22 protein-coding genes are annotated in these 23,464 nt (G+C 41.5%); 8 read left to right on the top strand and 14 right to left on the bottom strand.

Annotation, left to right across the window (positions count from 1 at the left end):
* The first annotated feature begins 7 nt into the window (after positions 1-7).
* Positions 8-940: an ion channel gene (locus tag AACW45_RS06305; RefSeq protein ID WP_190632166.1), complete on the top strand. Its 933-nt coding sequence runs from the start codon at positions 8-10 to the stop codon at positions 938-940.
* Positions 941-943: 3 nt separating this feature from the next.
* Here AACW45_RS06305 and AACW45_RS06300 read toward each other — a convergent pair whose 3' ends face one another.
* Both AACW45_RS06300 and AACW45_RS06295 read right to left on the bottom strand, forming a co-directional pair.
* Positions 944-1,138, bottom strand: a complete 195-nt coding sequence (locus AACW45_RS06300; RefSeq protein ID WP_190632163.1) for a hypothetical protein — start codon at positions 1,136-1,138, stop codon at positions 944-946.
* Between the two features lie 268 nt (positions 1,139-1,406).
* Positions 1,407-2,621 carry an HhoA/HhoB/HtrA family serine endopeptidase gene (locus AACW45_RS06295; protein ID WP_190632161.1) on the bottom strand — a complete coding sequence of 405 codons (1,215 nt, stop codon included), beginning with the start codon at positions 2,619-2,621 and terminating at the stop codon, positions 1,407-1,409.
* Between the two features lie 432 nt (positions 2,622-3,053).
* Between AACW45_RS06295 and AACW45_RS06290 the strand changes: the two genes are divergently transcribed.
* Together AACW45_RS06290 and menH are read left to right on the top strand one after the other, a co-directional pair.
* Positions 3,054-3,449, top strand: coding sequence for a metal-sensing transcriptional repressor (locus AACW45_RS06290; protein ID WP_190632159.1), 396 nt, complete (start codon positions 3,054-3,056; stop codon positions 3,447-3,449).
* Positions 3,450-3,537: 88 nt separating this feature from the next.
* Complete coding sequence (gene menH / locus AACW45_RS06285; RefSeq protein ID WP_190632157.1) at positions 3,538-4,347, top strand: 2-succinyl-6-hydroxy-2,4-cyclohexadiene-1-carboxylate synthase; 810 nt, start codon at positions 3,538-3,540, stop codon at positions 4,345-4,347.
* Positions 4,348-4,497: 150 nt separating this feature from the next.
* Here the strand turns inward: menH and AACW45_RS06280 are convergent, their stop codons facing one another.
* The 4 genes from AACW45_RS06280 to AACW45_RS06265 all read right to left on the bottom strand — a co-directional run bounded on the left by AACW45_RS06280 (position 4,498) and on the right by AACW45_RS06265 (position 7,552).
* Positions 4,498-4,962, bottom strand: coding sequence for an SRPBCC family protein (locus AACW45_RS06280; protein ID WP_190632154.1), 465 nt, complete (start codon positions 4,960-4,962; stop codon positions 4,498-4,500).
* 312 nt (positions 4,963-5,274) lie between these two features.
* Positions 5,275-5,463, bottom strand: a complete 189-nt coding sequence (locus tag AACW45_RS06275; protein ID WP_096605456.1) for a CPXCG motif-containing cysteine-rich protein — start codon at positions 5,461-5,463, stop codon at positions 5,275-5,277.
* A gap of 11 nt (positions 5,464-5,474) precedes the next feature.
* Positions 5,475-7,121: a B12-binding domain-containing radical SAM protein gene (locus AACW45_RS06270; protein ID WP_190632152.1), complete on the bottom strand. Its 1,647-nt coding sequence runs from the start codon at positions 7,119-7,121 to the stop codon at positions 5,475-5,477.
* 176 nt (positions 7,122-7,297) lie between these two features.
* Positions 7,298-7,552, bottom strand: coding sequence for a SemiSWEET transporter (locus AACW45_RS06265; protein ID WP_190632240.1), 255 nt, complete (start codon positions 7,550-7,552; stop codon positions 7,298-7,300).
* Positions 7,553-8,378: 826 nt separating this feature from the next.
* On the opposite strand from AACW45_RS06265, the gene AACW45_RS06260 reads away from it, so the two are divergent.
* Positions 8,379-8,846, top strand: coding sequence for a hypothetical protein (locus AACW45_RS06260; protein WP_199331067.1), 468 nt, complete (start codon positions 8,379-8,381; stop codon positions 8,844-8,846).
* Positions 8,847-8,952: 106 nt separating this feature from the next.
* Here the strand turns inward: AACW45_RS06260 and AACW45_RS06255 are convergent, their stop codons facing one another.
* The 4 genes from AACW45_RS06255 to hetZ form a co-directional block, all read right to left on the bottom strand.
* Positions 8,953-9,468, bottom strand: a complete 516-nt coding sequence (locus AACW45_RS06255) for a hypothetical protein (protein ID WP_190632150.1) — start codon at positions 9,466-9,468, stop codon at positions 8,953-8,955.
* Between the two features lie 170 nt (positions 9,469-9,638).
* Positions 9,639-11,966: a transglutaminase TgpA family protein gene (locus AACW45_RS06250; protein ID WP_190632148.1), complete on the bottom strand. Its 2,328-nt coding sequence runs from the start codon at positions 11,964-11,966 to the stop codon at positions 9,639-9,641.
* A 319-nt stretch (positions 11,967-12,285) separates the two neighbouring features.
* Complete coding sequence (locus AACW45_RS06245) at positions 12,286-13,266, bottom strand: PatU (protein WP_190632147.1); 981 nt, start codon at positions 13,264-13,266, stop codon at positions 12,286-12,288.
* On the bottom strand, positions 13,259-14,449 hold the full coding sequence (gene hetZ / locus AACW45_RS06240) for a heterocyst differentiation protein HetZ (RefSeq protein WP_096645028.1): 1,191 nt from the start codon (positions 14,447-14,449) through the stop codon (positions 13,259-13,261). The genes AACW45_RS06245 and hetZ overlap by 8 nt, the downstream gene beginning before the upstream one ends.
* Positions 14,450-14,654: 205 nt before the next feature.
* Here hetZ and AACW45_RS06235 point away from each other — a divergent pair, with 205 nt between their 5' ends.
* Positions 14,655-15,128, top strand: coding sequence for a hypothetical protein (locus AACW45_RS06235; RefSeq protein WP_190632145.1), 474 nt, complete (start codon positions 14,655-14,657; stop codon positions 15,126-15,128).
* 122 nt (positions 15,129-15,250) lie between these two features.
* On the opposite strand, the gene sds is transcribed toward AACW45_RS06235, so the two are convergent.
* The gene (sds, locus tag AACW45_RS06230) at positions 15,251-16,222 is read right to left on the bottom strand and encodes a solanesyl diphosphate synthase (protein WP_190632143.1); all 972 of its coding nucleotides are present in this window, start codon (positions 16,220-16,222) and stop codon (positions 15,251-15,253) included.
* Between the two features lie 1,126 nt (positions 16,223-17,348).
* Between sds and AACW45_RS06225 the strand changes: the two genes are divergently transcribed.
* Complete coding sequence (locus tag AACW45_RS06225) at positions 17,349-17,546, top strand: hypothetical protein (RefSeq protein ID WP_190632141.1); 198 nt, start codon at positions 17,349-17,351, stop codon at positions 17,544-17,546.
* 89 nt (positions 17,547-17,635) lie between these two features.
* Here the strand turns inward: AACW45_RS06225 and murI are convergent, their stop codons facing one another.
* Together murI and AACW45_RS06215 are read right to left on the bottom strand one after the other, a co-directional pair.
* On the bottom strand, positions 17,636-18,499 hold the full coding sequence (gene murI, locus AACW45_RS06220; RefSeq protein WP_190632139.1) for a glutamate racemase: 864 nt from the start codon (positions 18,497-18,499) through the stop codon (positions 17,636-17,638).
* A gap of 154 nt (positions 18,500-18,653) precedes the next feature.
* Positions 18,654-20,591: an N-acetylmuramoyl-L-alanine amidase gene (locus tag AACW45_RS06215; RefSeq protein WP_190632137.1), complete on the bottom strand. Its 1,938-nt coding sequence runs from the start codon at positions 20,589-20,591 to the stop codon at positions 18,654-18,656.
* A gap of 24 nt (positions 20,592-20,615) precedes the next feature.
* Here AACW45_RS06215 and AACW45_RS06210 point away from each other — a divergent pair, with 24 nt between their 5' ends.
* A complete protein-coding gene (locus tag AACW45_RS06210) occupies positions 20,616-20,741 on the top strand; it encodes a hypothetical protein (RefSeq protein WP_277880313.1) in 126 nt (41 codons plus the stop codon).
* A gap of 257 nt (positions 20,742-20,998) precedes the next feature.
* Positions 20,999-21,223: a hypothetical protein gene (locus tag AACW45_RS06205; protein ID WP_190632135.1), complete on the top strand. Its 225-nt coding sequence runs from the start codon at positions 20,999-21,001 to the stop codon at positions 21,221-21,223.
* A 112-nt stretch (positions 21,224-21,335) separates the two neighbouring features.
* On the opposite strand, the gene AACW45_RS06200 is transcribed toward AACW45_RS06205, so the two are convergent.
* The gene (locus AACW45_RS06200; RefSeq protein WP_190632133.1) at positions 21,336-23,177 is read right to left on the bottom strand and encodes an N-acetylmuramoyl-L-alanine amidase; all 1,842 of its coding nucleotides are present in this window, start codon (positions 23,175-23,177) and stop codon (positions 21,336-21,338) included.
* Positions 23,178-23,464 lie beyond the last annotated feature (287 nt).

Raw genomic sequence — 23,464 nt, 5'->3', positions numbered from 1 at the left:
TCTTCCAATGAAATTTCGATTGCAGAAACTATTTCGCAAACAAGATTCACATCGACTCCAGCGAGTATACATCAAAATTCGGGACGGACAATTTAATATTGTAGGCTTGGGTGCTTGGTATTCTTACTGGCGCGACCCGTATCATCTTTTGTTGACAATTCCTTGGACGGGCTTTTTGTTACTAATTGCCGTGGCATATCTGGCGATTAATGCCATATTTGCTGTAGCTTATTTAGCAGGCGGAGACTGTATTGAAAATGCTCGACCTGGTTCTTTTGTAGATGTATTCTTTTTCAGCGTGCAGACGCTAGCCTCGATTGGCTACGGGGCGATGTATCCAAAAACACTGTATGCTAATACTATTGTCACCATTGAAGCGATCGCTGGTTTAATGGGTATTGCTCTCATGACAGGATTAGCCTTTGCACGATTCTCTCGTCCTACAGCGCGCGTAGTTTTTAGCCGTGTAGCCGTGATTACACCCCATGAAGGCGAACCAACATTCATGTTTCGTACAGCCAATCAACGGCGCAACCAAATTATAGAAGCACAGATGCGAGCTTACCTGATGCGCGATGAAGTCACAGCTGAAGGACACAAAATCCGCCGAATTTACGATCTCAAACTGCGACGGAATCAATCACCCAGCTTTGCATTAACTTGGTTAGCAATACATCACATCGATGAATCTAGCCCTTTGTATGGTATGACACCAGAAGTCTTAGCGAAAGCACATACTTCTGTTGTGATTTCTCTCAGTGGAATTGATGAAACAGTAGCACAGGTTGTTTATGCGCGTCATACCTATACTGCTAGCCAAATTCTTTGGAATTACGAGTTTGTTAATATCATGCACGATACAGAAGACGGACATCGCTATATTGATTACGAAGGGTTTCACGATATCTTAGCTCTCGATGCGTTAGAGGAAGAAAGTTAAATTTTAATCAGCCTTCTCAGTATTAACTTCTGGTAATGGTTTAACGACAACCCGACCATTTTCTACCACAGTACAATTTTTACCTACAGTTTTGCTGTGCTTATCGGCAATATCTTGACATTGCTTGTGGTGAGAGATGTTTTGTTCCTGTTGTTGATTGAGAGCAACTACACAACTAGGGCATGGTGTAGAGGACATAGAATTAATTTGATCTCTATATTTATTATCGCCTGCTTCACAAGTTACGGCGAAAAAATTTGCTCAAGCCCTCAAACACAAATAGGGGACTTCCAATTAAAAAAATACCCACGGGGGTAGGGGCACGGCACCGATAAAATATCGGTAATACCGAAAGTTTGTGTATGCCGTGCCCCTACAAGTTGGATAATTTATTTTTTGGAGTTCCCTAGTAGGGTGGGCATTGCCCAACGAAACTCTCCTATTTGCTCAGTGGACGCAGCGCTAATTAGGAAGCGTTTTGTAACTCAGCAGTGCGCACTGATAGCTGTTGTGTTTGGTTACCTCGTTGCACTTTCACCTGCAAAACTTGACCAAGGCGGCTATTGTCCACCACATTTTGCAACTGTTCCGCAGTGGTAATTGCTTGTCCATCAATTTGCACAATTACATCGCCGCGACGGATACCCGCAGATGCAGCCGGAGAGTTAGGTATAACTCGCATCACCAAAACTCCGTTAACTTCCGGAAGTTGAATGGAGGAGTTAGGGTCTGTATTGTTTTGTTTAGCTAGCTCTGATGTTAAACTTACCATTTGCACGCCTAAATAGGGGTGAGCAACTTTACCATCGCGTTGCAGTTGTGCGGCGATCGCTTTGGCTTTATCAATGGGAATTGCAAAACCAATCCCCATCGCGTCAGCACGAATAGCGGTGTTAATCCCAATCACTTCACCTGCGCCATTTAATAAAGGCCCGCCAGAGTTACCAGGGTTAATAGCGGCGTCAGTTTGAATAAATTCTAAGCGTTTATCTGTAATCCCTACTTGGGCGCTGGAACGCTTGAGGGTGCTGACAATCCCCAAAGTAACGGTATTATCAAAACCTAAAGGATTACCAACTGCGATCGCCCAGTCTCCTACCTGTACATTACTAGAAGAACCTAAAGGCGCAACTGGTAAATCGTTCCCAGCATTAATCTTAACTACCGCCAAATCTGTAACTTCATCAATACCTTGAACTTTACCGTCAAAGGTGCGACCATCTTTAAGTCTCACTGTCACGCGATCGGCTTTATCAACTACGTGAGCATTCGTAAGCACTAAGCCACTCTTGTCAAGAATAAAACCAGAGCCAAGACCGCGCAATTGCTCTCTAGATGGTTGTTGCGAGAAACCATCGCCGAAGAACTGGCGGAAAAAGGGGTCTTCCAAAAACGGATCGTTGCGACGAGTAATAGTGCGCTCTGTATCAATCCGCACCACTGCTGGCCCCACACGATTGACAGCTGCTGTCACAAAGCTGCTGCTACCAATCGCTGCTGTAGCTGGTGATTGACGTTGCGCCAGTAATTCAGGTTGATTTTCTGTAGTTAGCTTTGGTGCTGGTTCAGCTTCCGAAGGTAATACTCGCAGAGTACTAAAACTTAAGACAACTCCTAGAAATATGGCTAAAACATGGGAACTTAGTTGACGTATAGACAGGCGAAATTTGGCAAATCTCATAATCACAACCTAAATCTAGAAGCGTATTTGTTACTTAGTCGTGACAAATCTATTTAAACTTATTTTTACAGAATTGATGAGGGACTAGGGGCTAGAGGCTAGAGACTAGAGAATAAGTAATAAAAATATCACCTATCTGTTGTCATCCTTGCTATACCCAATCCTCAATTCTTAAATTGGGACGTAGCAGCAACTACCTGTAATCAAATTAATTGTATATTTAGCTCAAAAGCTATTATGGACATTCCCCATAGTCAGGTTCGGATTTCACGCCACTTTGTCAGTGGTCAGTGGTCAGTGGTCAGTTGTTAGTTGTTAGTTGTTAGTTGTCAGTTGTCTCCCTTGTCTCCCTTGTCCCCCTTGTCCCCCATCTCCCCATTCTCCCTTACCTTCTAGGCTAGTATCTTAGTTAGACCAACATTCTCATAACCCATGAATGGATTAAACAAATCACCGAAAAAATCCTTGACTACCTCCCAAACAGGGGAACATTCCCACAATCACAGCGCAGATAGCGAACATCTTCATTCTGAACATGAAGACTCAACTCATCCTCACGTTCATAGCGAAGAGTCTTTACGGCGGATTGTGAATCGGCTATCGCGTATAGAAGGACACATTCGCGGGATTAAGACAATGGTACAGCAGAATAGCCCTTGTCCTGATGTGTTATTGCAAATCGCCGCAGTTAGAGGTGCATTAGATCGGGTAGCGCGAATTGTCTTAGATGAACATCTAACTGAGTGTATTGCCAGAGCTGCAAAAGAAGGTAATATTGATACGGAAATTGAACAACTCAAAGCAGCTTTAGATCGGTTTTTGCCTTAGAAAATATTGGTCTATTTCCCAGAATCACACATTTATACTACATCTCTGGTAATTTATACTTATCAGGGTTATTGAGTATGCATAAAAAATGTCTTTAGCGAACTATCAATTTAACTACTCTTTAATTAAGAACGCCAATCAGCCAGTAATTCTGTTTTTACATGGCTTTATGGGTAAAATTGATGAATTTGATGAAGCGATCGCACTTTTATCTGGTGAGTATTCTTATTTAACCATTGACCTGCCTGGACATGGTCAAACTCAAGTTTTGGGTAGTGATGAATGCTATACAATGCCATACACTGCTCAAGCTTTAATTAATTTATTAGATGAATTACAAATTAATACTTGCTTTTTAGTGGGTTATTCAATGGGTGGAAGATTAGCTTTATATCTCACCCTCAATTTCCCCGAACGTTTTTCTAAAGTTGTATTAGAATCTGCTTGTCCCGGATTACCAACAGAAGCAGAAAGATTAGCACGCATTCAACAAGATTATCAAATTGGTAGAAAGTTAATCCGAAGTTTGGAACCAGAGGATTTTGCAGAGTTTTTAGCAAATTGGTATAGTCAACCAATTTTTGGTGATATCAAAAATCATCCCAAATATGAATTGATGCTCGAAAGTCGCTTGCAAAATTATCCTTTAGAATTGGATAAATCCCTACGCTTTATGGGTACTGGATATCAACCTTCTTTGTGGGATAAACTGAATAATCTCCAGAATCCTTTGCTTTTATTAGTTGGGGATTTAGATAAAAAATTTATCGATATCAATCAAAAAATGGCTGCAATTTGTCCATCTGCTGAGTTAAAAATAATTCCCAATTCTGGACATAATATTCATTTTGAAAATACCAGTGAATTTGTCCAAAATGTGAAAATGTTTTTCGGATAAATTGCATAGAGGGCATGGCAGTGCCAGTGCCCCTACAATATATCGTATTATTTATGCAAATTGGTATCACAAATAAGCGATGACAAATGACAAATCACAAATGACAAATCACAAATGACAAATGACAAGCTTCACCAAAAAATCCACAACTCAACGCGGATGATTAGACATATTTTCGCACTCTCTTTTTGTTACATAATGACGATAGCGAAACATGGCTTCGAGTTGTGCTTGAACTAACCAACCACTGAATAATTCTAATCCTTGTCCACCAGGCATAGCAAAAGAGATATCATCAGTTAACCGAGTTTTACCATTTTCATCGACAAATTCATGTCTGTGTATCCAACTTTCAAAAGGCCCGGATATTTGTTCATCAACAAATATGTGATTTTTTTCACATTGAGTATGACGCGCTAACCAAGTCAAGGGTAAAGGGCCGAGAAAAAGACGAAATTCTGTGATCGCACCTATCTCTAGTCCTCCTTCTCGACGCACAACTTGCACTGGTTGCCAAGGTGGAGTTAGCATTTGTAAAATATCTGTTCTTTCGTGAAATCTCCACACTACGTCTGGTGGTGCATTAATCACAGAGGTATGTTTAAAGTGCAGCATGGAAACAGAAACCTAAAATTCAACAAATAATTACTAATTTGTAATACCCTTCGGGAAGCCGCTACTCTTCGAGAACGCTCCGCGAACGCGTCTACGTAATTCGTAATTACAAACTGATAGCATCCCAAATTTATATTAAGTCACAACTTGATAATTGGGGACATCCAATTTTTTAAATACACAATAAATTTGTAGTGCGAGCATCTTGTTCGCTGGTGTTCACTCATCGTGCAAGATGCTCGCACTACGAAATATGGGTAATTTATTTTTGTAAGTCCCTTGGTGTAGTTGCTATTAAGTATTTACGAATTGTTAAGCTTCGGGTTCGCTGTCAATTTCAATATCCAAAGTATCTTCATCAATTCGCACATACAAAATATTTGGGTTACAGCAAACTTGACAATCTTCTACATAAGATTGTTGTCCGCCGGCGCTAAAATCTACAAAGGTTAAGTTTGGTTCACCGCAATAAGCGCAGTAATACTCAGCTGTTGTTTGCATTAATCTGTAAGCTAGGAATTTAATGGCTGAAGTTCTTTTGGCGATGAGTCAAAATAGCTTTTAGCTTCAGCCAAGTGTTTCAGTAGTGTAGACTGTGGTAGCGGCCCTTGCAAGTGATTCCAAGGTAAAATTTGCTCGGTTGACCAATTGGCATGGACATAAAAATCTAAGTCGGGAATTTGTCCTTTTAGCTGCTTAAAAGCGCGTTTGTAACTGCCTAAAGAATCGCCAAAGTTACGAGTAAGTTCTAGTAAGTGGGAGAGTCTGCGATCGCCTCTCGATAACAAAGCTTGGATAATAGACCAATTATAGCTTTCCGGGCGAAATTCTATACCCTGGGGTTTTAGCTGTTTTTGTAACATCTGCAACCGCTTTTCTGATTGTTTATTCACACCAAACCATTGAAATGGTGTATGAGATTTGGGTACAAAGGTGCTACATCCTAGTGTTAACCGCAATCCTGGCGCAGCTTTTTTAACATTGCGCATCATCGATACAGTTTGTTCTAAATCTTCCGGTTCCTCACCAGGTATTCCTACCATCCCGTAGAGTTTCAAACTCGTCAAACCACCAGCTTTGGCGTTAATTGCGGCTTGAATAATTTCGTCGTTATGCAACTTTTTATTGATGATGCGGCGTAATTTTTCCGAACCACTTTCTACAGCAATGGTAAGCGATCGCGTGTCTCGTTTGGCTAAAGTTTGCGCTAACTGCACGGTAACTGTATTGGTACGTACTGAAGCAATACTTAACCGCACATCATCATATTCAGGTTGACTGATATAATCGAGCAACGTCTCAAACTCTGGGTGCTGAGTCACAGAAGCGCCTAATAAACCTAACCGCTTGGTAACTTTTAAACCTCTCTCAATGGCTGGAATTAACGAACCTTCTAAACTCGCAGTTCTAAATGGTAAAGTAAGATAACTCGCTAAACAAAAGCGGCACATTTCTGGACAACTGCGTACCACTTCCACCATATAAATATTTTCCCATGCAGCCTTTTCTGTCACCACAGTTGAAGCTGAGAGAATATTTCCCCGATAAGTTTGCTTTTGTACTATAGCGGGAATTTCCCCAGATATGGGATTAATCGACTTTACAACACCATCTTGGCTGTGATATTCCACCGCATACAAACTCGGAACATAAATCCCTGGTACTTGCGCAAGTGCTTTTAGCTGAGTTTGGCGAGAAGCGTTTCTTACTTGCTTGTAAGCTGCGATAAAATCTCCTAACAGATTTTCCCCATCACCTAATAAAATCACATCAAAAAAATCTGCAAAAGGTTCAGGATTTGCAGTCAAAACTGGCCCCCCACCAAAAACTAGTGGATGCTTATCTTCTCGCAAAGATGCGCGAATCGGAACTTCTAAAAATTCCAGTAAATTTAAAATATTGACATAATCTAACTCCCAAGAAATCGAAAATCCCACAATTTCCGGATTTCTCGGAAGTTGTTCGTGAATATCAGTAAACAAGCGACTAACTTGTACATCATCACGCATCGCCAAATTTGCCCATACTACCTGATATCCCAAACTAGTAATTCCCACACTATACTCATTCGGAAAGGCGAAAATGAGCGGAATAGCATCAGTATTGGGAGTAGCGGGATTAAATAAAAGACGTTCAGCCGAAAATTTATCAATAGTCATTTGTTATTTGTTCTTTGTTCTTTATCTATCATTCCTATCCCTTAATTCCTCACCCTTGTATAGTATTTCATAAATTCCTCCCCGTACCTCTGCGTATACCTTTGCGTTCCTCTGCGTTTAAATTTCCCCCCTCAACACCCCACAACTTTCCCCAAAGCTGCACCTATCTCCTAACCTCATCTATATTTAATTTTAAGCCAGAGAATTATCAAATTAAAAAATAATGTCACAGCATTAGCCAAAATAATCGGCAATTGTTGGAGAATAATTCCATAGATCAACCATAAAAATATCCCCGTATTGAAACAAATTAACATAATAAACGAGACATCTTTTGCAGATTTATTTTGCCATATTTTCATCAATTGCGGTATGAATGAAACCGTAGTTATAGAAGCAGCCACTAATCCTAAGAATGTCACAAAATCCATTAATGCTACCCTTGAAAATATTGTGATGATTTGTTTTAGCTTGTTAAGCGCTCGCTCTTTCACGCCACTCTATAAATATTACTTATTTCAGCAAAATTTGCTACGCAGCCAGCCAAATTATTGAATTAACTGATATATTAATTTTTCTAGTTGGAAACATAATTTTTGTCCCTTTTCCCCCACTAGTCTGCCTCCTTGGCGAAAATCCACTATATAGTCGCGATTATTCATGTTTTGTATCATTTGCTCTGGGTATTTTTCCGCCAGTGGTGGTATCCTGAGAAATCATGCCTCTAATATCTACAAATCTATGTGACATCAACCAGCATTGTGATCTTAACCAAAGATTAACTACAGCATTTTACAACTGAGTACAGCCCAGAAATTAAACATCAATCTAGATGTTTGGCATTTCTTGGAGCAGTTTATCTTAGAGGATGTATGAGAAGTATTAAATATTGCGCTTGATCCCCCCTAGCCCCCCTTTTTAAGGGGGTAACCAGAGTTAAAGTCCCCCTTTTTAAGGGGGATTTAGGGGGATCTACAGGTCTTAAATATAACAGTAAAAAGTTTTCAGATATCCTTTTATGAAATTGTCTCCCATAGATCAAATTTAGCAGCTTTAAACAAGGTGCGAACCATCTACCTGTGCAAATTTTGTACATGGTTCCATAAAACTTGCTTCCAATATTCTTTCCTTTTTTCATCAATAAATTAAACTGGCTCAAAATCACCTACTCTTAGATGCTTTTCCAGAGCCTGCATATATCTTATTTTCGGTCATCAGGAGCATATTTTTGTTCAGTCCACAATTCTTGTTTGAAACATGCAAACAAAATATTTAGCCTCATTATTAACATTGGGTCTGACATTAACAACCGTACCTGTAATGTCATCTCCAGTCCAAGAAACAATAACACCAAACTTGTATGAACTGCAAAGTCCACTGATTAAGGTGATTTATTCAAAAGGTAGCTTGGTTGGTAAGCCTTATCTAAACTATCGAGACAGAAAACAAACATTAAACTTTTCTGGAGACCAAATCCGAACTACAGAAACAGAAATTGGTACACTGGTAACAGTGACTATTACTAAAACTGTAGATACTGGTTCTGTAACATTTAGCTTGCTTTTACCTGCTGTTAACTTAGGGACAAGCAAGCAAGCCAAAATAGAAACCAAAGGGATCACAACTGTGAACCTTTTTTCCACAATACCAGCATTTAAGCAAGGACAGAGACAGACATACACAGTTACCCCTTTGGTTGGTACAGCTAAATATGTCGCTTTTTAAAGTCATTTTCGGGCAAAAATAGGCTCTAGACATAGGGAGTAGAAATTCCCACTCCCTAATTTTTATGTTTCTATTGTTAAAACTACGTAAATTAGACAAGCCTCACCTACCTAATAGGTTTCACATTTTTACAATAAAACTTTGCCCAAGAATAGCGTTGTGGATCTTTTTTGAGTAGATAATTTACTACTTCTTGACGCTTATTCTCATCTTTAGTATTTTTTACTACTCGCCTGATTTCCGAATCCATATCTCTAGGATTAGCGCCTCGTTTGATTGCTTCTTCAAACCAATATTCTCCTTTTGAATATTGATATCGTTCAAAACAAATAGCGCCCATCAATGTGTAAGGATGATGACTTTTTGGTTGGTAATCAATTTCTAATTTCTTGATTTCTGCTGATTTATATTCCTGCTGCTGGTAAATATATTCATAAGTCTCAAAAAGTTCTCGCTCTTTTAACCAAGAAAACTCTATTTCGGTGATTTCAATTCCTAAATCAAATTTGCGTAAGATAAGATATAGAAGACTAGATGGTGATGAATCTGGATACTTAGTAGCTTTGTACTTCGATTTCAAGGTAGCAAAGTCTTTTAAATGATTTTGTAAATCTTGTTTCATATTCAAAAGTGTAATAATAAAAATATTATTCAACTTATTTAAGTTTAAGAAAAATAACCAATATTAGTAATGGTATAACTACTAAAAAAGTTGCATATCAAACAAAAAAATAAGGGAAAAAGTACTTTTCCCTTACCCAAATTATTTCAAATAGTCGCAAAGCTTATTGATTATTTTGTATTAGTCGCAGCTTGGAATTTTCGCCATTTCTCTCTTAATTGCTGCATATTAGGACTGTAGCCCCCATAACGCCAGCTAACATAGGCTTGGCAGATTTCATCTATGATTTCCGCATTGGCTGATGAATGATGCTGATAAGCAACTCTAGCGTATTCTAGGGGTGTTTGTGCTGGATGTTTGCCTAAACCTTTCTTAGCTGTCCATTGCAGCATTTGTTGATATAGGCTTTCCATTGGCGATAGTTTTTTCAACCAGCGCCTATTTAGCCATTCGCGCCACTGTTCCCAACCTAACCAACAAAAGAAAGCTGTAGTAGTTGACAGAATTAATCCAGTTAATACACCTAGCCACCCTTGAGAGAATAAAGCAAAAAACCAAGCGATCGCTCTAAAAATCTCTCTCAAAATTGTACCCAAGATATAATCAAACCAACCGCGAATCGGTGAGGGAACCCAACCGGCTACCCATTGCCAAAATTGACGCAAAACGCCAAATGTCTCCACATCTTCAATGGAAGGCGGTATTAAGGGATGATTGGGAATTGGATCGAAGGCAAACCAACCATATTTAGGGAAGTATACTTCGGTCATGGCGTAGGCATCTGTGTTCTTCACCACATACATCCCCGTGAAGGGATTAAACTCACCGGGGCTGAATCCCGCTACTAACCGCGCCGGAATCCCGATGGAACGCAGCATGACTGTGAGTACTGTGGAATAATGATCTGGGTAACCGCCTTTATGTTTGAATAAAAAAGCTTCTACCAAATCTTCGTTATCACTCAAATAAGGCAAATCTAAAGGATTTTCTGGGGTAAAGTAGTTTTGTTTTAAATATTGCGCCAAATACAAAGCTTTTTCATAAGGTGAATCTAGGCTTTTTGATGACTTGGCTACCCGTTCTCGATTATAGTTAGCGAGGATTTCTTCGGTACGTTGCCTCACTTTATCAGCAATCTTTGGGGGAATTTGCAGATAATATTGTTGAATTGACTGGGGATATTTAGTCGAAGCTTGTCCTAACGCAGTGCGATCGCGATATGGTACTTCAGAGACTACTGTATAAGTGAATCCTTCTGATAATTGTACAGGTGCGCGCAAGCCATTCTCTTGATCCACAGCGATCATCGGTGTGGGAAAGTAAAGTTCCTTGGGATAAGACAGCGCCGGAATTAAATTTGGTAAATCTGCTACTACTGTATAAGTTTGTACTATTTCTTGACCGTTACCAGCAATTACCGGGGTGTTGAGATTGATTTGCGCATTCCAAGGCGATCGCCTCAGAGTGGTAACATCATCATTGCGAGAAATTTTCCAGCCTTTACCTGTATACTGGTCAAATGCCAAGACTCGCCAAAAACCCGCAGCTTGCGATCGCACTCGCATCACCACCTTGGGTTTCATTGCTCCCCGCAGGTTTTGATTCATCTGGCTATTAAAGCCATAATAAAAATTATTATCTACAGTTCCTGGTTCGCCATTAGCACCTTGGCCATTAGCAGTACCACTACCACCTTGACCTTGATTATTCCCTTGACGCACATAACCAGGATTAATAATACTACGTCCTGTAAATTCCCCTTGAACATTAATATTAGAACTCACGGGAAAGGTGCGTAATTGATAGCCAGGTAATCTTGGCATCACAGCAAAAATTGCCAAGCCTAAGGCCACAATAATAGCAAACAATAAACAATAAAAAGGTAAAAGAGAAGACAACTTTTTCCCTTTTACCTTTTGTCTTTTAAAGTTTAACTTCTCCAAGCCCAGCCTGGATCGGTAGTCTAATACTAAAGTTGGCAGCGCGATCGCCAAAAATAACAGTAGCACAGGCGCAAATGCTAAAGTTTGGCTCAGGGTTGCCGCCACCCCTAGTAAAATTAACCCAATGACAATTGAATAGCCCAAATCCTTACGGCGGGGCGTATCAAAGCTATGAAGGATTTGCAGTTGAATTAATAATTCTGCCAAACTCAGTCTGGTATCATTTAATTCCCCTATCAAGCGACCAAAAAAAGCACCCAGTGCAACTAACATGCCAATGGCAATGCAAAATTTCACACTAGTATTGCGATCGCGGCGACTGCGGTAACTCCAAATTGCACCCATGAAACTTACAGGTATCGCCCACAGACTAAATTGAGTCTCGCCTGCAATATCTGTCGCCACAATTCCCATAATTACTAACGCTAGCACTAGCATTCGTAGGGAAATTGAATCTTCCACTGCTAAAAGCGGCGAACCCTGCTGATTTTGTCGCCGGTAGTCATCTGCTACAGGTAGACGCCAAAACTGATTGATCCTGGATAAGTTAAACATTTAAAGTACAAGCACAGCGATGATGTAGAGGCGAAGGAAACTATGTTGGTGATGGAAACCAACTACCCTACCCTACTCTATGGAAACGCCTTTAGCGAAGGGGAATTCCCTGAGGAGCATAGTAACCAATTAACAATATGCCTACGGGAATCTACTTGTCTTGTGCTAGGTTCTACCAATCAATATATATTTGCGTAGGCTTCCTCAATACCGCTTGTCGAAAAAAAAAAGATAAGTTTCAAAACCAGGAAATCATTAATTATCTATCGGCGTTTCTCAATGTATTGTGCTAGCAGTGATGATGTGCTGATATTGCGGCCTATGTTGTTGGGGTAATTAAAAACACCAGGGGCTGTTGTTCAATTTCCGGGAAATCCACTTCTAAGGTATAAGTTTGGTTGAATTGCTGGCAGTGTAATTCTACACTCAGGTTACCTGAATTAGCCGATTGACCGACTGCTCTGGTACCTTGTCCTTTGAGGGTGAAAACTCCTTGTGTGGGTAATTTACCTGCGACGCGGAGCTTGCCTGTTTGTCCCTGAGACTGATACTCTACTTTGAGTTGCAGCACACCTGCACTAGTCAGCCATTCTCTTTCCACCACTGGATTAGCCAGGGAAACTGGTATTGTCAAGTTATCTAACAGTTGTTTAGCTGCTATTAGGGATAACGCCATTTGTTGACTTTGTTCTAAATTGGCGTAATCGCGCTGAAGATCGGGCATAGTTTCCAAGGTTTCTGGAGATCGAACAGTTGTTCTCAGCACCAATCCAGCTATGTCATTTAAAGCTTGACCCTCGTTAGGGAATAAGTCCTCTACTACTTGGACTAATTTGGCTCCCAAGGGCAAGGAAGATGTCAACAAGACTTGACACTTTTCCAGCAATTGACGGAAAATGCTTTCCGGCAGAGCGATTGGTAAATTCAATTTAGACTGTTGCGCCACCCATCCCCAGGCGGGAACTAATACTAGCGATTGCTCGTCGGCGTAATCGGGATAGTCTAGTAATTGGGTTTCCCAAGGAAATAAAGGCGGCTGATTCTGAATTTGGAGTTGTAAACGACGTTTGAGGACAGCTTGAAAACGTTCTTGCACAGTAGGAATTTCTCCCAGTTGAAAGGTTTGGGGTTTTACTCCCGACTCTAGCTCACCACTAGTTAAGGTGGTAGCTTGTTTGAGAGGGTTGTCTACCCCGTCAATTTCCTGACGATCTACCGAGGACGACTCAAAGGTGGTGGCAGTATCTGCCAACACCCAAGATAGTAATTGGTGATGAAAGGATTCTGAGTCACTATTCATGAGTAGATGCACCCGATCCGGACACTAAAGAGTTACGAATTTCCCAAGCTTGTTCAAGAATTTTGAACCATCGTTTTTGTAATTGTGCCATAGACAAACCTAAAGTTTTAGCGATTTTTTCATCAGGTTGTCCTTGTTGCTTTAGATCCAGTAGCGATCGCTGTTTATCGTCTAGTTCTGCTGTATAAGCTTGCCACTGTTGCGGGGTTAAGCCTAAATTCGTCGGTAAGGAAGCTTCCAACCATTCATGGACTAGTTCCCAACGATGCAACAAGGCAAACCGAATTAAATGATATTTAAACCTCTGTTGTAAGTAATCCCTCTGACGAGGGGTTAAACCTAAAATTGACTCAATTTCCTGTGCGGAAAGATCTTGTAAGCGCAGAGTAAAGTAATCAGCACAATCAGTTTGTTGGCGCTGTTCTAAATAATTTAATAATTCTGTAATCACGACAGAGCGCAAGGTGTCTTCTTCTGGCTCTGGTTCTGCTTGCGTAGCCATTGCCGAACGCAATTGTTGTACGGCTGGCTCTTCCCAAGAACCATCAGGTTCGTTGGCACTACCTTCTGCCGCTTGTTCAATATCTACAGTCGTTTCTGGAGGTTGTTGTTGCGAGAAAGTTTGCGCTCGCAGGATAATCAGCTGCTGCTGACGCCCAGGCAAGGGAATGCGCCGCTTACCATAGCGTTCCGTAAATGCCATATATTCTGCCAATTCCAGCAGAGATTGGGGGCGATAGGCCATTGGCAGTTGATTTTCCCGGCGGAAAGCATTTAAGGCTTCCAAATAAAAACCTTGCAGGAAATCTTCAATGATCGTCAACCGCCCTTGATAACTCAATTGCCTCTGGGGAGGATTGATATAACGGTAGATAATCGCGCTTAAGGTGCTATGTAGTTCTACCCTACCCCGATTGGAACCCAGCTGATAATATCTCAGACACTGCTGTAGCCGATGTTTGGCTAAAGTCATGGCTGAGTTTTCCACAGAACCGGATGCTTGGATGCGTTTGCTTTCTTGGCAAATCCGGTAGACTTCGGCAGCAATACGTGTTGCCACATCGTGGCAATTTTGTTCCGAAGCTTTGGTTGATTGCTGAAGCTCCTTAAATAGGAGTTGAAATATCACCTCCACGCCGATAGAATTCTCTCCCTGAATAGTTGCGGTTGCGGCTGAATTCATAGTCTCTGTTTTTAAAAGACCCTAACATACTTAAACACAACCTGTACGACCGTGGGTGTTGGCTGGATGAATTTTGCGTATAAGCTAAACGCATACGATCCTGCATTCAGGATGTGGACTAAGTTTATGATTCCCATTTTGAGTGGGATTATTCACACTTGGTTTTGATGTTATAGCCATTACCCAAAAGCCGTGGACAAGTTATATGGATATAGACGCACAAATTCAATTGTTGATTGATAATGCACCCCAAGATGTTATAACACCACAAATTGTGGCAGCAATTGCCCCTGTTTTGCAGGCGATCGCTCATCAGTTACGTCACCCTCAGTATTATATTCTCCAAAGTTTGGATTCAGAGTGGGTTTTAACTACATTGAGCAATCGCGCCAACCGCAAATTAGCAAAGCGGGTGGTTTACGCTTTTCCTAGCTTACAGGATGCCACAGCTACCGCCAATGCTGGAATTGAGGCGCAGATAACAGCAATTGCTATTCCTGTGACTCATATTTTGTTCCAACTAATGGCATTAGAACCAGTAGACAGTATAGTTTTTTTTGAGACTCCTGGCACAACTAAAAATGCCATCGAGGTGTCACGCGCTGACTTACAAAAGCAAATTCAGAAACATTTACAAAAAAAGCGATCGCCAAATCAACTTCCCCCTGACATTGCGTAATGGGGCATGGGGCATGGGGCATTGGGCATTAAAAACAATTTTAGATTTTGGATTTGCGATTTTGGATTGTATTTGAATCTAAAATCTAAAATCCAAAATCTAAAATCTAAAATTCCTAGTCCCTAATACAGACGACTTAAAACATAGTCAGCCATGTTAATTAAGGCTTGACGCGGTTCTGAGTGGGGGAGAACTGTCATATGCTCTGTTGCTAGTTTGGCATGGTGGGCGGCTAATTCTCGCGCCTTTTGTATGCCTTGACTTTCTTGAATTAATAAAAGTGCTTGCTCTAAATCGCCTTCTTGGGCAAATTCCCGTTCAATTAGCACTTCTAAATATGGTTTTTCCTTTAAGGCAAATAACACTGGGGCGGTGAGATTACCACTTTTCAAGTCAGATCCGGCTGGTTTACCCAATGTATCTGTAGAACTAGTGAAATCTAAAATATCATCAACAATCTGGAATGCTAAACCCAGATGGCGTCCATAGTTATACAAATGCTGGGCATCTTCTGGGGAGACTTCGCTCAGTAACCCAGCTGCTTTAGAACTATTGGCGATTAATGAGGCAGTTTTGTAATAGCTTTTGTTGAGATAAGTCTCAATGGAAGTATTCGCATCAAAGCGATTTAGTCCCTGCTGGATTTCTCCAGCAGCCAAATCCATAATTACTTCTGAGAGTAATTTTACCACTTCCAAGTTATCCAAGTTTGCCAAATACCAAGAAGATTGGGCAAACAAAAAATCTCCGGCTAATACGGCAATTCGGTTACCAAACAAGCTATGAACGGTTGGTACGCCGCGACGCATCTGAGATTCGTCCACTACATCGTCATGCACCAAGCTGGCGGTGTGGATCATTTCTGTAATCTCCGCTAACCTTCGGTGACGCGGTGTAATGTCTTGTTCTAGCATGGTAGCTCGCGCTATGAGCAGAACGATCGCTGGTCTAATACGCTTTCCCCCAGCACCAAATAAATGTTCGGCTGCTGCATAAAGTATGGGGTGGCGATTTCCAACTAGCTGTTTGAGATTATCTGCTAGTATTCGCAGGTCTGCTTCCACAGGGGTAAACAGGGAGGTGGCTGGGGTCATGGATGGGCGGACTCTGGCTTAGATTAAGAAAGTTTACATATCCTATACTCATTTTAAGATAACCCAGGTTCAGCGCAACGTCTCAATCGGGGAATCCCTCAATCTCTCAAGCCCATACCTCAAGGCTTGAGGCTTTTCCAGAGATTTTGACAAAAATGATATTTTTTATGTCATACTTGATTAACTATTTTTATAATTAAAATGTATTGTAAGCTACTGAAAATAATCTAATTATTTAAATCTAAAATGTCTAAGTATTTTTACTCATAAAGTTGTATTTGCTAGCTCATTGGCATTCATTTGCTGACTCTAGTTAACAATTTTCAGGGAAAATACTTAGGTAATGATAATTAAGTATATTAAATGTATTGTTTGTAACCAGCTATGAATCTTGAGTTTCATTGAGTTCTTAGCTTTGGAGAAAGGTTTTAGCTACAAAATATCAATTTCCATAAACTATACTTTGTAACTTTTATCACCATAAAAGTTATGTATAATTTTTAGTCATTTAATAGATTAATTACTAAGTATTTATCTCAGGGTGACTAATTTTTGCGAGTTCAGTTAAGTCCTTGAGAAAATTTCAAATTTAGCTGCGAAGATGGCTTAAAAGTCAGGAACCTTGTGTTACGCTAAGATCTAGGGATTTTAAATTTTTCAGATATTCACCCGCCAAAGTTAAATTGCCGATAGGTGATTTAGCATACAGCAGTTGTGAGTCAATACATAGTCGCGGTGAAATCTAGGAAGTAATTCCTGAATTTATACTGGCGACCTGCGAAACTTTTTGGTAGAAGCTAGGCGCTACCCTTCGGGGAAATGCTCGTTTTGTCTTGACATTGAGCGTTGGCGTTGCTTTGCTAAATTGTGTATTCGCAGCCAAACGCGGACTAGGTAGAATGCTGAGGAGCGCAGCAAGGGATTGCTATTTGGCAATTTAGCTTGCTCTGAAATGTATAGTCTGCGCCAATAATTTCCATAATAAATCCGTTAGCCGTCGAGCGTTGTCACTCTACGGCGTAGTCTAGCATAGCAAATCGCAGCCAACAACAATTAGCTTGTTTGGCAAAGATTTTGCTGGGGTTATGAAATTGCTTATTCGTTAGATAAAGGTGCTGGTAGAACGATGATGTACGGAAACATGCCTATGATGATTTTTATGCTAGCTGCTGGATATTTGTTCACTGTCTACCTACTGTTAGCTTTAGCAAAGCGTACAGGTAAAAATACTGAGACTACAAATATTTCTTTTTCCCATAAGGGAAAACACGAACAAGAGTTATCAGTAACACCAAAGGTGAGTGAGGCTGTTAATAGTCAATAGTCAATGATGAATATTCAATACGCAAGAGTCAACAGTTAAGTCTTAACTGTTGACTCTTGATTTATGGTTGTTTATCCCAAAAATTCTTGTTATAGGTGGGAAACTTTAGCGTCGGTGAAGCAAACTTCTTCCACAAGGGGAGTATAGCCTAACCACTGCAATCCTGATTGAGCAAACTGCTGACCGCAACCGCTAACAGCAAAGCGAGTGGGTAATGGCGGATGGGTATTTCTTAAACCGAGAATGTCTAAATCTTGGGTACAAGCAGCGACTACATTCACCGCCGGATCGACGAGTTTAACATGAGCAGGAAGAAGCGATCGCAGTACAGGTGCTAGGTGGGGATAATGGGTACAGCCGTAAACTAATGTATCGATTTGTTGCTGGAGTAACGGCTCTAGGTAAGAACGTGCTACTTCCATCGTATAAGGGTCATGAATTCGGTTTTGTTCAATTAAAGGCACAAATTCGGGACAACCTACTTGCCAAACTTGAACATGAGGATCGATTTCTAATATGGCTTGCTTATAGGCATTACTTTTAGCTGTGGCTGGAGTAGCAATCACCCCAATCCGCTTACCTTGTTCTACAGCCGCTTTTGCACCGGGGAGAATCACACCCAGAATGGGTAAATCAAATTCCTCGCGAACGATATCTAAGGCTAAAGCAGAACTAGTATTACAAGCCATAATCACCATTTTGACCTGTTGCTGTTGCATCCAGGTCAAAATTTCGCGGACATACTGTAAAATTTCTGCTTGAGAACGAATGCCATAGGGCAATCGAGCAGTATCGCCAAAATAAATAACAGATTCGTTAGGAAGTTGTCGATAAAATTGTCTTAATACGGTCAAACCACCAACGCCGCTATCAAAGATGCCGATAGGCGCGCGTTGGGGTTCTTGTCCAGAAAAATTATTCAGATTACCTTCAAAAATGGAAGATGAATACACGGGCAAATATTGGGTTGAGGTTTTTTGAACTAAGATACAGGATTTAGTGGGTCAATGGTCAATGGTCAATGGTCATTAGTTATTGGTCATTGCTCATTGGTGAGAGAGAATATCTGTAAACCCGCCAATACAGTTATTCTCTTCTCTCGTCCAGTTATATCCGTTTGAGGTACCTGAGAATACCATTGGCGATCGCTTCAGCCATGCGACTTTGGTATGCTGGATTACCTAATCTCGGATTGTCTTCTCGACCAGTCATATAGCCAGTTTCTACCAAAATTGAGGGCATAGAGCTTTTTCTGAGGACGTAAAATCTGGCTTTACGGGTTCCTCGGTCTTTGATGGTACTAATATTATTCAGAATTGAATTGCGGACTGTTTCGGCTAAAGCATAACCACTGTCGTAATAATATACTTCTAGACCATTGACATCAGAGCGTTTATCTACAGAATTGGCGTGAATACTGACAAACGCAGTCGCATTGACTCGCTCGGCTATATCTACCCTTCCCTGAAGTTCGACAAAAAAGTCAGCATCTCTGGTGAGGACGACTTGTACACCATTCCGTTCTAAAATTCTCGCAACTTGAATTCCAATCGGTAAAACTACATCTTTTTCTAACAACCCACCTAAACCCGGTGCGCCGGAGTCTTTACCGCCATGTCCAGGATCAATTACTACTAATAATTTACCTCTGGGGACTGATGGGCTGGGGCCTGGCTGGGATACAGTTGGCGGATTATCTGTGACGGGGTCTGGTAATTGTCCTTGATTTGGTAGTGGTAGTGGAGGTAAAACTACGGGGGGAGTTCTAGGCGCTGTGACTGAACGCGATCGTTGTAATTGTAGAGCTATCAGCTGACTACCAACTTGGTTGAGTTCGCCAATTTGTACCCCAGCCGCTGGTTGAACATAAACAACTACAGTATTCGCTTCTTGGGGTTGGACTCTCACCCTCAGAATCGGGCTATTAGCATCTAACGCAGGCCCGGTGACTCTGGGAGACAATTTAGCATTGTTAATGGTGATGCGAAATAGACCACTTGTTCTATCCCATCCACCTGTAGCTGATAACTGTTGGTCAGCACGAATCAACAGTTGAGTCCCATTTCCTCCGAGTTCGATGGCTTGAATTGTGGCTGGAGAGTCGGTATTAGAATTTACAGGTGCTGGATTATTATTTCCTGGTAATCGCACCACACCACTGTTGGGTAAAAGCACAAAACCGCCCATAGTACTGCTAAGAGCGCGCCAATCAGGGCTATTGCTGTCTACCCGCATGGTCATGCGTACTACAGGAGGTTGTGATGGCAATTGGCTAAAGATAATCCGATTGACACCATAGCGGTTAATCAAGACATCGCGCTGCTGTAGTTGTGGGGATAAAGAAGCGCCTGTAATATCAACATTAATGGCTTTGCGATCGCTTGTGCGATTGACTTGAATTGTCGGGGTACCGCCGCTAGTGCGGATGAAAAATCCATCGCCTGTTACCCGTAAGTTCTCAATTTGCGTCGCCCCAGTAGCAGTGTTAACGGCGGTGCGGTCATTGATAGGGGTAATCGGCCCGGTTTTAACTACGTTGTTATAAACATTAGTTGATGGATTAGTTGGTTGTATTGGCGATGTATTAGAAGGAACTACCACCCCCGATCCATCTGGTTGCGGCCTGTTAGCGTCAGCTAAGACTGCTACTTGCTCAGGTTTAGGGTTAGGTAATTTTACTGTCCAACGGCTGGGGCTAAGGCCTGTAAATTTTACCTGTTCCGGGTCTATGGTATAACCGGGAGCCAGTTCAACCACAATGCGGGTTGTTTCTGGGTCAAATTGACCGACACGCACTGACTGAATCGCACCACCTACAGACTGAGTGACTTGGGGACGCCCAAATACAGTTTGTGGTAAATCAATTACCAACCGAGTGGGGTTGAAGATCAGCTGTGCTTTAGGTTGCACGCCACCGGCAGTGTTGATTTCTAATACATTTTGATTAGCGTCAAAACGCCAAGATTCTAGTCTCGCTGCAAAAACCGGCGACGACAATATGAGGATCGTTCCAAAAGTACCGGGTAGTAACCAGTGTAATTTCACAGTTTTTTCTCCTAATTCGTATTTATGGGAGCCTTTCGGCTATTAAAATGTCGTCCGTTCCTCACACCGTCACCGCCCACACTAGAGATTGAATGCAGCAAAACATTTCTCGCTGAGATTAAAGACACAGCTAATGGCGAAGCATTGTAACATATCTTTGTAATTCTGCCATGCTGCTACCATTGCTAATTTTTAGCCAAGAAATTGTCAAGGGACACCAGAAAAAAGATAACTAAAGTTAAGCTGATGTAATCAATCCAAAATTGTTGTTAATTTGTTTTGATTGTTAGTAGTTAATGCACCGAGTGTAAAAATAAAACTATTATCAACTGGGTTGTTAAGGCTAGTGACAGCTACTCTTTAATATTTAGAAAAATATTGATGAATGGGTGTGCCGAGGAGTAAAGATGAGATTAATTTCCTCGGAAATAGAGGCGGTATTTTATAATTTTTTTGCAGCAATAATGTTTTGGGGCATGGGGCATCCTTTCGACTTCGCTCAAGGCGAGTGGGCATTGGGCATTGAGAATGGGAAGGAAGACAAGGAAGACAAGGGAAGGAAGAATAATGACAATTGTACAGACGCGATTGATCGCGTCTCTCACAAATTACAAATGACAACTGACAACTGACAACTGACTATTGACATTTTATTGAGTAATTGACTGATGATTTGATGACCCTGATGTGAGAGAAAATAAGTAACCTTTAAGTGAAATTACCCAAAAGTTACTACTTATTTTCTTATCTTTGTCGTAAGTACTGGAGAATACCGCGAGCGATCGCTTCTGCCATTTGATTTTGATAACTTGAAGTCTTTAAATTGGCAACATCTTCCCGACCCGTTAAATAGCCGGTTTCTACCAAAATCGAGGGCATAGAACTTTTTCTCAGGACATAAAATCTGGCTCGTCTGACTCTGCGGTCTCGGACATTCACGCTTTGGAGAATGCTGTTATGAACTGCGCGAGCTAAACCTAAACCGTTGTCGTAGTAGTAGGTTTCTAAACCACTGACTTCGGGACGCCCCAATCCTACTGAGTTAGCATGAATACTCACAAATACAGTGGCGTTTGCTCTCTCTGCCATTTCTACCCGCCCTGGTAGGCTGACAAAATAGTCAGAGTTTCTTGTCATAATCACTTGCACGCCATTTTGTTGCAAGATTTCTGCTACTCTTCTACCAATGGGTAGGATAATATCTTTCTCTCGCACTCCACCAATGCCAATTGCTCCTGGGTCTTTACCACCGTGTCCGGGGTCAATAACCACTACAGCTCGTCCAATGTTTGGGGGACGGGAGCCTGGCTGAGGTGCGGGTGGCGGATTAGGAATGCTGGGATCTGGTAATGTGTTCCCAGGTGATGGTAAGGGTGGTAACCCTATGGGCGGTCTCACTTGGGAAGAACGCTGTAATTGCAGTGCCAAAAACCCGTTATTTTGGTTGAGTTCGCCAATTCGCACTCCCGCAGCAGGTTGAATTAGAACAACTACAGTATTCGATTCTTGGGGTTGCACTCTCACCCGTAACACTGGGCTATTAGCATTTAATGTCGGCCCGGTGACTCTAGGAGATAATTTGGCATTGTTAATGGTGATGCGAAACAGACCACTGGTTCTATCCCACCCACCTGTAGCTGATAGAGGCTGATCGGCGCGAATCAACAGTTGGCTATTATCGCCACCGAGTTCGATGGCTTGAATTGTTGCCTGGGAATCAGTATTAGAATTTACTGGAGGTTGATTATTTTCCGGTAATCTTACTGTACCCTTATTGGGCAGAACCACAAACCCACCCACGCTGCTGCTACTAGCTCGCCAATCGGGGCTATCGCTATTTACCCGCATGGTCATGCGTACCACAGGCGGTTGAGATTGCAATTGGCTAAAGGTAATGCGATTGACACCATAGCGGTTAATTAAGACATCACGCTGCTCTAGTTTGGGAGATAAAGCTGCACCGGAGATGTCGATATTAATTGCTTGGCGATCGCTTGTGCGATTAACTTGAATTTTTGGGTTACCACCGCTAGTGCGAATGAAAAACCCATCACCTGTCACTCGTAAGTTCTCAATTTGAGTTATCCCAGTGGCAGTGTTGACAACTGGAGAAAATTCCGGTCTAGGTCTATTACCCGGATCGGTTGTAACAGCGTTGTAAACATTATTATTGGGCGTAGGTGATTTAACTACTTCTAATCTCGGTAATTGCACTAGCCATCGACTAGCGCTAATACCCGTAAATTTTACCTTTTGGGGATCTATTGTGTAACCAGGAGTGATTTCAATTACTATGCGGGTTGTTTCTGCGTCAAATTGACCCACACGAATCGACCGAATCGCCCCACCTACTGTTTGGGTTACCTGGGGACGCCCAAATACAGTTTGTGGTAAATCAATCACCAAACGAGTGGGATTGAAGATGAGTTGTGCTTTTGGCTGGACACCACCAGCCGTATTAATTTCTAGTTGATTTTGGTCGCTATCAAAACGCCAAGATTCTAGCCTTGCTGCTAAGGTTGGTGACGATAGCAAGCAGATAGTCCCCAAAGTACTAGGTAGTAACCAGTGTAGTTTTACAGCCATTTCTCCTAATTCGCATTCATGGGAATAGTCAATATTTCAAGATATTGGCAAATTGTCACACTTTCACCACCAAAATTTAGCTGTTGTTGCCTGATGAAACTTGAGCGCCACAAGCACAACATAGATAACAATGTATAAGTTTACACGTTTATTGCGCTTCTCTTGTCATTTGTTAGAGACGTGATTAATCGCGTCTGTACAATCGTCAGTTGTCAGGAAACGCCATGAATTTATTCTCTTGGTTCAGGCAAGAAAAAACTGATTTTTTCAGGCGGGTGCTGGGTCAT

Origin of the sequence: Calothrix sp. FACHB-168, from assembly GCF_963889195.1 — a bacterium.
Classification (GTDB): Bacteria; Cyanobacteriota; Cyanobacteriia; order Cyanobacteriales; family Nostocaceae; genus Aulosira; species Aulosira anomala_A.
This window is presented reverse-complemented; position numbering and strand designations above follow the sequence as displayed.

Bases quoted from the DNA above. Each gene is read 5' to 3' on its own strand.
- AACW45_RS06305 (WP_190632166.1), top strand. From the start codon at position 8: ATGAAATTTCGATTGCAGAAACTATTTCGCAAACAAGATTCACATCGA.
- AACW45_RS06300 (WP_190632163.1), bottom strand. From the start codon at position 1,138: ATGTCCTCTACACCATGCCCTAGTTGTGTAGTTGCTCTCAATCAACAA.
- AACW45_RS06295 (WP_190632161.1), bottom strand. From the start codon at position 2,621: ATGAGATTTGCCAAATTTCGCCTGTCTATACGTCAACTAAGTTCCCAT.
- AACW45_RS06290 (WP_190632159.1), top strand. From the start codon at position 3,054: ATGAATGGATTAAACAAATCACCGAAAAAATCCTTGACTACCTCCCAA.
- menH (WP_190632157.1), top strand. From the start codon at position 3,538: ATGTCTTTAGCGAACTATCAATTTAACTACTCTTTAATTAAGAACGCC.
- AACW45_RS06280 (WP_190632154.1), bottom strand. From the start codon at position 4,962: ATGCTGCACTTTAAACATACCTCTGTGATTAATGCACCACCAGACGTA.
- AACW45_RS06275 (WP_096605456.1), bottom strand. From the start codon at position 5,463: ATGCAAACAACAGCTGAGTATTACTGCGCTTATTGCGGTGAACCAAAC.
- AACW45_RS06270 (WP_190632152.1), bottom strand. From the start codon at position 7,121: ATGACTATTGATAAATTTTCGGCTGAACGTCTTTTATTTAATCCCGCT.
- AACW45_RS06265 (WP_190632240.1), bottom strand. From the start codon at position 7,552: ATGGATTTTGTGACATTCTTAGGATTAGTGGCTGCTTCTATAACTACG.
- AACW45_RS06260 (WP_199331067.1), top strand. From the start codon at position 8,379: ATGCAAACAAAATATTTAGCCTCATTATTAACATTGGGTCTGACATTA.
- AACW45_RS06255 (WP_190632150.1), bottom strand. From the start codon at position 9,468: ATGAAACAAGATTTACAAAATCATTTAAAAGACTTTGCTACCTTGAAA.
- AACW45_RS06250 (WP_190632148.1), bottom strand. From the start codon at position 11,966: ATGTTTAACTTATCCAGGATCAATCAGTTTTGGCGTCTACCTGTAGCA.
- AACW45_RS06245 (WP_190632147.1), bottom strand. From the start codon at position 13,266: ATGAATAGTGACTCAGAATCCTTTCATCACCAATTACTATCTTGGGTG.
- hetZ (WP_096645028.1), bottom strand. From the start codon at position 14,449: ATGAATTCAGCCGCAACCGCAACTATTCAGGGAGAGAATTCTATCGGC.
- AACW45_RS06235 (WP_190632145.1), top strand. From the start codon at position 14,655: ATGGATATAGACGCACAAATTCAATTGTTGATTGATAATGCACCCCAA.
- sds (WP_190632143.1), bottom strand. From the start codon at position 16,222: ATGACCCCAGCCACCTCCCTGTTTACCCCTGTGGAAGCAGACCTGCGA.
- AACW45_RS06225 (WP_190632141.1), top strand. From the start codon at position 17,349: ATGATGTACGGAAACATGCCTATGATGATTTTTATGCTAGCTGCTGGA.
- AACW45_RS06210 (WP_277880313.1), top strand. From the start codon at position 20,616: ATGGGAGCCTTTCGGCTATTAAAATGTCGTCCGTTCCTCACACCGTCA.
- AACW45_RS06205 (WP_190632135.1), top strand. From the start codon at position 20,999: ATGAGATTAATTTCCTCGGAAATAGAGGCGGTATTTTATAATTTTTTT.
- AACW45_RS06200 (WP_190632133.1), bottom strand. From the start codon at position 23,177: ATGGCTGTAAAACTACACTGGTTACTACCTAGTACTTTGGGGACTATC.